Source organism: Streptomyces sp. UNOB3_S3 (assembly GCF_020740895.1).
Taxonomy (GTDB): domain Bacteria; phylum Actinomycetota; class Actinomycetes; order Streptomycetales; family Streptomycetaceae; genus Streptomyces.
Window position 1 is genome coordinate 1 of the sequence record NZ_JAILXP010000430.1, and the last position, 5,645, is coordinate 5,645.

At 72.8% G+C, this 5,645-nt stretch carries 6 protein-coding genes; 4 read left to right on the forward strand and 2 right to left on the reverse strand.

All coding sequences use genetic code 11. The features are described 5' to 3' along the window. The coding region (locus tag K6I33_RS30820; protein ID WP_229357841.1) for an AAA family ATPase at positions 1 to 1,026 on the forward strand (1,026 nt) is incomplete at its 5' end. 47 nt (positions 1,027 to 1,073) lie between these two features. On the opposite strand, the gene K6I33_RS30825 is transcribed toward K6I33_RS30820, so the two are convergent. Both K6I33_RS30825 and K6I33_RS30830 read right to left on the reverse strand, forming a co-directional pair. Then, positions 1,074 to 2,690, reverse strand: a complete 1,617-nt coding sequence (locus K6I33_RS30825; protein ID WP_229357842.1) for an aspartate aminotransferase family protein — start codon at positions 2,688 to 2,690, stop codon at positions 1,074 to 1,076. Positions 2,691 to 2,787: 97 nt separating this feature from the next. Continuing rightward, entirely contained in the window at positions 2,788 to 3,540 is a 753-nt protein-coding gene (locus K6I33_RS30830) for a thioesterase II family protein (protein ID WP_229357843.1), read from the reverse strand. Positions 3,541 to 3,745: 205 nt separating this feature from the next. Here K6I33_RS30830 and K6I33_RS30835 point away from each other — a divergent pair, with 205 nt between their 5' ends. The 3 genes from K6I33_RS30835 to K6I33_RS30845 form a co-directional block, all read left to right on the forward strand. Continuing rightward, entirely contained in the window at positions 3,746 to 4,405 is a 660-nt protein-coding gene (locus K6I33_RS30835; RefSeq protein WP_229357844.1) for a ScbR family autoregulator-binding transcription factor, read from the forward strand. A gap of 152 nt (positions 4,406 to 4,557) precedes the next feature. Further along, on the forward strand, positions 4,558 to 5,448 hold the full coding sequence (locus K6I33_RS30840; RefSeq protein WP_229357845.1) for a sensor histidine kinase: 891 nt from the start codon (positions 4,558 to 4,560) through the stop codon (positions 5,446 to 5,448). 70 nt (positions 5,449 to 5,518) lie between these two features. After that, positions 5,519 to 5,645, forward strand: a 127-nt coding sequence (locus K6I33_RS30845; protein WP_136209427.1) for a biotin carboxylase N-terminal domain-containing protein, incomplete at its 3' end; no start/stop codon positions are given.

Consider the following 5,645-nt stretch of genomic DNA (forward strand, 5'->3'; position numbering starts at 1 on the left):
CCGCCCACCCTCATCGGCACCCTGCTGCACACCGGCCAGTCGCTGCTGGACCGGGTGCCCGCCGGGGAGGTCCGGGTCTGCGCCACCACCCGTGAGGCCGCCGAGGCGGCGATCACCGTCTCCCCGTCCGGCGATGCGGCCACCGGCTGGGAGGTGCTCGGCATCCGCCGCGAGTACCCCGGCGAGCACAGCGTCCCCATCGTCGACCGCGACTGCGAACTGGACCTGCTGCGCGGCCTGCTGAGCCGCACCCGGCACCGGGCCAAGCCCCACCTGGTCACCGTCCTGGGCGACCCGGGCATCGGCAAGACCCGCTTCGTGACGGAGTTCGCCCGCGCCTTCGCCGACCAGCCCGAACCCGCCCGCTTCCTGATGGGCCGCGCCCCCTCCTTCCCGGGGGACGACGCCCTCGCGGTGCAGGGCGAGATCCTGGCCGCCGCCTGCGGCATCCTGCCCGGCCGGCCCGCCGGGGAGGCACGTGCCCATCTCGCCGCGACCGTCCGCCGCGTGGTCGCCGACCAGCGCGAGGCCGACCGCCTGCTGCCCCCGCTCACCCCGTTCGTCACCCCGGGCCACCGGGCCGCCGACCCGGCCGAGGCGCTGTCCGCCTGGCGTCGCCTCGTCGTGGCGCTCGCCGCCGAACGCCCCCTGGTCCTGATCATCGACGACCTCCACCGGGCCGACGACGCCCTGCTGGACTGCGTCGAGGACCTGGTGGAGACCGCGGGCGCCGTCCCGCTGCTCGTGGTGGCGGCCGCCCGCCCGGAGCTGCTCCAGCGCCGCCCCGACTGGGGCGCGGGCAAGCGGCACACCAGCACCCTCGACCTGGACCCGCTCTCGGACGCGGCCATCGACCGCCTCCTGGAGTTCATGGTCGCGCCGGAACAGGTCGACGCCGTCGGCGAGGGCCCGGACGACCGCCGTCGCTACATGCGCAGACTCCTGGCCTCGGGCTCGCCCTCAGGAGCCCTCCGCCACCTCTTCGGCCGCGTCCGCAGACCGCTGAACCTGCCGGCGGCGGTGTAGACACGACCGGAGGGGCTGACGAAGTCAGCCCCTCCGGCGTTCGAGGACTACGCGGCAGCGCCCACCAGCCGCTCCCCGTCCTGCTCCCGCAGAATCCGGCAGACATCCCGCAGCCCGGCCTCAAGCTGCGCGATCTCCGCGTCGCTCAGGTAGACCGACGGCTCGAACCGCAGCGTGTGCGCCGCGCTGGCCGTCGGGAACGTCCGGATCCGGTGCTCGCGCAGCAGGTACCCGGCCACCACGTACCCGAAGAACCCCGCGTTCTCGCGGATCGGGGCCGACGCCGCCTCGGACTGGTCCCGGAACTCGAACCCGAGCATGAGCCCCTCGCCCCGGATGTCCTCGACGACCTCCGGGAAGTCCGCGCGCACGGACTCGAACATGGTCCGCAGGGCCTGCCCGCGCTCGGCGGCCAGCCGGTAGACGCGCCCGTCCTCCGCCTCCATCAGCTCCAGCACCTTCAGCGCCACGAAGCAGGAGAACGCGTCCTTCGCGAAGGTCGAGCTGTGCACCAGCTCGAACTCCTTGCGGTAGCGGTCGCGGCGCACCAGCATCACGGACGCCTTGGCCACACCGCCGCCCAGGCTCTTGGCCAGCGCGTAGTAGTCGCCCCGCAGCCCCACCAGGGAGCTCGCGAGGAAGGCGCCGCTGCGGCCCATGCCGCTCTGCACCTCGTCGATGACGACCGGGCAGTCGATCTCGGCGGTGACCCGCTGGATCTCCGCCGCGAACTCGCGCGTGATGACGTTGATGCCGCCCTCGCCCTGGATCGGCTCCAGGACGAACGCGCAGAACACCGGCGCCTCGCGGCGGACGACCTCGATCGTGCCGCCCTCGACCAGGACGTCGAAGAGCTCGGCGCGCTCCGCCTCGACGACCTCCTTGATCGCCTCCGGCCGGTCCCGGGGGATGAAGCGCGCCTGTGCGGCGAGCGAGGAGAAGGGCGCCCGGTAGCCCTCGTTGTGGGTCAGCTGGACGCTGCCCATCAGCTTGCCGTGGAAGGAGCCCTCCAGCGTCAGGAAGACCGGCGGCCGCTGCCGGACCGCGTCGTTCCGGCGGACGATCTCCGCGGCCAGGTCCTCGAACGCCGCCAGGTCCACCCGCTCGGTCGCGCTGAACCCGAGCGCGCCCAGCGCCTCGCCGGACAGCGACGCCTCACCGCCGAGGAGCGCGGTCCGCGCGGCCTCCAGGTGCCCGGCGATGGGAGCGGCCAGCTCGTCCATCCGCATCCTGCGGTCGAGCTCCGCGTGCTTTATGGCGGCCTCGACGGCCTCGGCGCCCGTATTGGCGAAGATCGCCGAATAGGCGTCGGTCGTGCCGAGTTCCCGCTGGAGAATGGTGTTGAGCGCCGCGGCCACCTGATTGGCGTAGGGATGCCGCGAGAACTGCGCGTGCACCGGGACCCCGCCGTCCAGCAGCGATTTGGCGAGGGCGACGATTTCGGGGTTGTTGTGCCCCAGCATCAGGGAGCCGTAACCGCCCGCGTAGTCGACCACGGGGATTTCCCCGCCGTCCGCGTCACGGTAGTAGAGGGTGTTTCCCTCGGCTCGGACGTACTCGACGTCGAGACCGACGGAGGCGAGCCACTCCAGCAGAAAGGGCTCGGCGAGTTCGAGTCCGGGGGAACCGGGGGAACCGGCGGATACAGGGGATTCAGCGTTCATGGCGCCAGACCATACGGCGGCGCGGTCATCGGGTGTTCTTTATCGGGTCCTTGAACTCCCCGGTGAATGCCGGGGAGTTCAAGGGCGGCCGGCCGCCTTACGGAACCAGCGCGTCGACCCCGAGCGCCTCGGCCACGAGATCCGCCACCTCACGCGTGTGGTGGTCGAGGTAGAAGTGGCCGCCGGAGAACACCCGGACGTCCGTCCGCGCCGCCGAGAACCCGCGCCAGTCCGCGGCCTCCTCGACCGTCACGACCGGGTCGTTGTCCCCGATCAGCACGGTGAAGGGCACGTTCAGCGGCGCCCCCGGCGTCCACGCGTACGCCCCGATCGCCCGGTAGTCGGCGCGCAGCGCCGGCATCACCATGGCCAGCAGGTCCGGGTCCTGGAAGACCCCGCCCGTCGTACCGCCGAGCCGCCGGATGGCGGCGAGGACGTGTGCGTCCGTGCGCACCTGGTCGTGGGGGCTGGGCGCCCCCGACGGCGCCCCGCGCCCGGAGAGGAACAGCCGCTCCGGCCCGGGGGCCGAGCGCTGCTCCAGCCGGCGCGCCGTCTCGTAGGCGAGCACGGCACCCATGCTGTGCCCGAAGAAGGCGAACGGACGCTGGTCGTCCAGCGCGCTCATCTCGTCCGCCAGCCGGTCGGCGAGCCGGGCGATGTCGTCCACCGGCGGCTCCTGGTGGCGGTCCTGCCGCCCCGGGTACTGCACGGCCACCACGTCGACCGCCGGCGCCAGCGCGCGCGACAGCGGCACGAAGGCGCTGGCCGCCCCTCCGGCGTGCGGGAAGCAGACGAGGCGCGGTCCGTCCTGCGGAGCCTGGCCGTAGCGTCGGAACCAATCACTGCCCACTGCGTCTTCTCCTCGCGTGTGTCGCGGACCGTGCCAGGGTATTTTCGGCCGAGCCGCTCGAGGCTGGCACGAGACGCGCACGAGAACCCCTGATCCAGGCACTTGGGAAGGGCCATGAGGGCATATTCTGTGGGCCCGCAGAGCATCCACGGCGCGTGCGGAAGGCCACCGTCCGGGGATTGACCGGAAGGGGAGTTGACCGGCGATGCAGGAGAGATCCGAGCGGACCCGCAGGAGGTTGCTCGAAGCCGCTGCCGCGCAGATCGACGCATGTGGATACGCGGACGCCAAGCTGAGTGACATCAGCCGGTGCGCCGAGGTGACGACGGGCGCGCTCTATTTCCACTTCTCCTCCAAGACGGACCTGGCGGAAGCGGTCCAGCGGGCCGGCTGCGCGATGCTCGAGGAGACCGTCGACCACCTGCTGACCCGTTGCTCGCCCATGCAGGCCCTGATCGACGTCACCCATGTCCTGGCCCGCTGGATCTGCGAGGAGCCCATCGTCCGGGCCAGCCTGCGCATCGGCCGGGAGCGCGGCCGGGACGGGTCCGCGATCGTCGACTTCCACGCGGTGTGCGTCCGCACCGGGCTGCGGCTGCTGCGCGACGCGTGTGCCGAGCAGCGGGTGATCCGCGCCGACGTCTCCGCCGACTCGGCGGAGGGGCTGGTCACCGCCGTGCTGTCCGGCGCCGAGGCGGACGCCTGCCGGGGCATGGACCCCGACCGGCTCGCCGCCCGGCTGACGGGGATGTGGGACCTCCTCGTCGGCGCCCTCGTCGTGCGCGACGTGTGCGCCGGGCTCCGCACGGGACCGCCCCACGCGCCGGTGCCGGGCGGCCGCGCCCATGAGACGGTCACCGCCTGACCCACGAACCTCGACTCTGGTGATTACCCGCGTGATTACCCGTCGGTGAACACACAGTAGGACCCCTCCGGTTAGCTTCTCGGCCAGGGAGGAGTCCCGAGGGGGGAGTTCCCCGAGGGGCTCGGACGTCCCGCGAGGTACGAGGAGTTGTGATGGATACCTCTGTCATCACCGGGGGAGCGGAGGCGGGCGCGACGACGGGGACGGAACCCGGGGCCTGGGAGTCGGTCATCGGACGGGACTTCGCCCGGGCGCTCAACGAGGGCCTGGCCCGGGCCCGTGCGACGACCCCGCCACGGCCCCGCCGCGTCCGTGCACCTCAGCCCACGCCCGCGCCCTCCGGAGCCACCCCTGCCGCGACCGGGCCCGCCAGAACCGGAACCAAAGACTCCACCAGCGCGGACCTCACCGCCACGCCCGACGAGCACACGGATTGCCGCTGGCAGGAGCGCCGCCGGGTCGCCCATGACCTCCACGACCACATAGGCGGCGCCCTCGCCACGGCCCGCCGCCTCCTCGTCGAGTGCGGCCCCGGCGTGGGCGACCCGGGCCGGCTCGCGGCCGCCCAGGTCTTCCTGCACGAGGCGGAGGACCATCTGCGCGACCTGCTGGGCGAGTTGGTCACGGCGACCGAGCTGCCGCCGCTCGGCGAGGCCATCGAGGGCTTCGCGGCGGAGGCCGCCCCGCCCGGCCTCGACGTCACCGTGAAGATCACCGGCAATGAGAACCTCGTCGCCACCGCCCACCGCCGGGCGCTGTTCCTGGCCGTCCGCGAGGCCCTGCGCAATACGTTCGAGCACGCCGGGGCGAGCCGCGTCGCCGTCTCCGTCCGCACCACCCGCTGGTGGGTCCACGCCGCCGTCGAGGACGACGGCCGGGGCTTCGACCCGGAGCGCGTGACCGCCGACGAGGGCCGCCCGGCCCGGGGCATCGCGTCGATGACCCAGCGGATCGAGGACATCGGCGGAAAGCTGGCGATCGAGAGCTCGCCCGTGGACGGCACCAGGGTCGACATGCATCTGCCGCTGCGCCCCCGTACCTAGCCCCCGAATCCCTGATCCCCATCCAGTGCTGCCAGCGGGCCGGCCGATCCGCCCGCGTCGAGGAGTTGTTGTGCGCAAGGTGCTTATCGCCAATCGTGGCGAAATCGCTGTCCGTGTCGCTCGTGCGTGCCGGGACGCGGGGATCGCCAGTGTGGCGGTCTATGCCGATCCGGATCGTGACGCGTTGCATGTCCGGG

Bases quoted from the DNA above. Each gene is read 5' to 3' on its own strand.
- K6I33_RS30825 (WP_229357842.1), bottom strand. From the start codon at position 2,690: ATGAACGCTGAATCCCCTGTATCCGCCGGTTCCCCCGGTTCCCCCGGA.
- K6I33_RS30835 (WP_229357844.1), top strand. From the start codon at position 3,746: ATGCAGGAGAGATCCGAGCGGACCCGCAGGAGGTTGCTCGAAGCCGCT.
- K6I33_RS30840 (WP_229357845.1), top strand. From the start codon at position 4,558: ATGGATACCTCTGTCATCACCGGGGGAGCGGAGGCGGGCGCGACGACG.